General features: G+C 24.7%; 2 protein-coding genes. One reads left to right on the top strand and one right to left on the bottom strand.

Features of this window, described 5'->3' with window-relative positions; genetic code table 11:
• Positions 1-987 precede the first annotated feature (987 nt).
• Complete coding sequence (locus tag OC705_RS02370) at positions 988-1,503, top strand: hypothetical protein (RefSeq protein ID WP_304512678.1); 516 nt, start codon at positions 988-990, stop codon at positions 1,501-1,503.
• A 1,072-nt stretch (positions 1,504-2,575) separates the two neighbouring features.
• Here the strand turns inward: OC705_RS02370 and OC705_RS02365 are convergent.
• Positions 2,576-2,728 carry a hypothetical protein gene (locus tag OC705_RS02365; protein WP_304512677.1) on the bottom strand — a complete coding sequence of 51 codons (153 nt, stop codon included), beginning with the start codon at positions 2,726-2,728 and terminating at the stop codon, positions 2,576-2,578.
• Positions 2,729-2,971 lie beyond the last annotated feature (243 nt).

Below are 2,971 nucleotides of genomic sequence, written 5' to 3'. Positions count from 1 at the left end.
GCTAGGCTCAAGGGAAAAGCGAAACTTAGAGTAGTCGTCGGTTTCATCCTCAAATTGGAATATTTAAGGCTAACCCGACCTAGGCGAAGGGTAATAACCTTTACAAGGCGAAAGAGTTTCAATATCTTTGATATTCTTAAATTTGTCTCGAAAGAAGAAATAGATTAATAAAAATTATATGGAATAAACCAGATAAAAAACTTTTATAATCCTAATTATTTTTCAAAACATAGTGATATAACAAAATATATTAATCACTAATATTTTATTATGAAAAAAATTCACCGAATAAAAAAATTCAGTTCTTACTTAGAAAATTATGACTTAATTATTTAAAAAAATAATTAATATACAAATTCCAAAAAACTAGATTAATTAATTCAAATCGATATTCGCGAACACTTCCATATCATAAGTTATCAAATATTGATAATAATGATTAACAAATCTCATCAAAAAAATAAAATCGCTAAAAAACAATTAAAACTATTTAAAAAGTTATAAATTCTTAGAAGAATTAAAAAATCATAAACTTATTAAGAAAGATAAAAAGAAGAAAATCTGGTCACAAACAAATATCCATCTAAAGAAAATTAATCAAACAACGTAAAAAACTTATTCCGATATCGAGAATAAATAAATTTTGATAAAAAATTAGAAGACTCTCGAGACATCAAAAAAAATAAAAATTAAATTTTGTTAAAAAAATGATCAAATATTAATTTGATCATATAAAACACAAATTCATAACATAATTAATAATATTCTAAAAATTAAATATTTTAAAATGAGAATATCATAAAATAAATTAGTAATAATTTATTTAAGTTAGCAATAACAAAGATATTAGGAGCCGGATGCTTGGAAACTTGCTTGTCCGGTTCTGTGGGGGGCCAATTACGAATATGAAAAAGTTATTATTATGACTTTTTCTAAACCGAATCGATCTATCTCGATATTAACAAAGTTAAAAAAAATAACTCTTTAATGGCGAAAAAAATAGTCAATAAAAATAAAGAAGAAATTTCTAAATTATTAGAATTAAGTTTTTATTTCGCTAATAATAAAGATATAAAATACCAATTAAATAATATAAAATCAGAAATAGAATCTGATAAAGACAATAGTGCTATTTATTTTATTAATAAAGGTGATGATTTTATGTTAGAAGCCGAAACACAACAAAATAATAAAGATTTTATCGTTTCTAATTTAAAATATGATCTCTCTAAAAATAATTTTGAAAAATCTATTGAAAAATATAATGAAATAAAAAATAAATTTCATTTAGTTTTTAGAAAAATTTTGATTCCTGAAAATAATAATTCTAACTATATTACTATTAATGATAATAATATTTTTAATAGTAATTTTCGATATTGGAAAACTATATTAATAATTGTTATAATTACTAATTTTTTAATTATTATGCGTTTTATATATAAATTAATCATATATAAAATAAATAACTATAAACCAAATATTGTTAAATTTCAAATTTAAGTTAAAATAAAATTTTAAATTTAAAAAAAATAAAAGCTGTTTATTATAATAAACAGCTTTTTTATTTATATAATTATTGTTTAGTTAATAATCAAGGATTTTAAGATCATATATCTTTTACAAATTTAATATTAAAATAAATCAGATTAAATTCATTTTAACGGATACTTTTATTTGAACAATTCTTTTTCAACTTCATTTAATATTTTTAATAGGGATAGATTATTTGCGTTTCAATAACAATTATTTGTCATTCAGTTATAGTTATCTATTACAAACAGCCCCCCTCTAAACCGGACAAGCAAGTTTCCAAGCATCCGGCTTGCCATAATTTACCTTCTTTCGAAGACTAACTTTATGTCGCCACTGGTTAGTTGTTTATTCTGATCAATTTTAATCGCTTAAATTCTTTAATATCATATATTAATTAAAGTATTTTTAAAGGTTCAAAAAAACTTTTATTTCTTCGATCCCATTTAATAAACAATAAATTACTGACTTCTTTCGCCCTATCAAGGTTGTTAACCTTTTTCTTGGAAGGACGATTATCTTAATTATTCCAAATTAAGTTTTACTCCTCCGACTACTAAAAAGTCGCTTTTTCCTTGAACCCCCTTAGAAATTTTATCTTCCTAAGTTTAATGTGGTTTTTAGGAATCTCAAATTTTCGTTATAAATACGCCTGATAGTTTTAGGTTCGCTTTTGTGGTGTTTATAGATAAATCAATTCATTATATTTTTTAAAATATTAATACTTCCACAAGACTCCAAGGTTGTTAGTTAGCTATTTGTGATAATTTATAATAACAAGATTTTATTATTATAAAACCCTTGGACTACCGGTATTTACATTAACTTTCCGGGTAGGTTCTGATATTACGAGCATTTTTCGCGATTAGAGCATTTCAGCTTTATCCATTACTATCTTAGTCTTGCGAAATCCTCTTGGATAGTTACTTCTCCTCAACTCGCTTTTATGATCTGCTGTAATCTATCATTCTTTCGTTTGATTGACCGATCATATGACTTAACAAGATTATCATACTTGTTACAATTGGCTAGATTGTTTTATTTATCCGTTTATTTGCGCCCAATCTTTATCAGTAATAATAATTCTACTATAAGCTTCTTTCAAATCATCAATATCAACTGTTTCTTTGCTACCTATAGGAAAATGTTCATTATCAGCTCTTTTTATAGCAAAATTCATAGCAGCAGATTTCATTAAATTTTCTAAAGTACGATTAGTTTTTAAAAAAGAATAATTATATTCATCGAGATAGATTAATTCGGTTTAGAAAAAGTCATAAAATAACTTTTTCATATTCGCAATTAGCCCCCCACAGAACCGGACAAGCAAGTTTCCAAGCATCCGGCGCCTAATATCTGATATCAGATATTGAAACTCTTTCGCCTTGTAAAGGTTATTACCCTTCGCCTAGGTCGGGTTAGCCTTAAATATTCCAAT

The organism is Candidatus Phytoplasma fabacearum (assembly GCF_030586805.1).
Lineage (GTDB): Bacteria > Bacillota_I > Bacilli_A > Acholeplasmatales > Acholeplasmataceae > Phytoplasma > Phytoplasma fabacearum.
The sequence above is the reverse complement of the archived record's forward strand: the minus strand, read 5'-3'. Positions and strand labels throughout refer to the sequence as shown.

Bases quoted from the DNA above. Each gene is read 5' to 3' on its own strand.
- OC705_RS02370 (WP_304512678.1), top strand. From the start codon at position 988: ATGGCGAAAAAAATAGTCAATAAAAATAAAGAAGAAATTTCTAAATTA.
- OC705_RS02365 (WP_304512677.1), bottom strand. From the start codon at position 2,728: ATGAAATCTGCTGCTATGAATTTTGCTATAAAAAGAGCTGATAATGAA.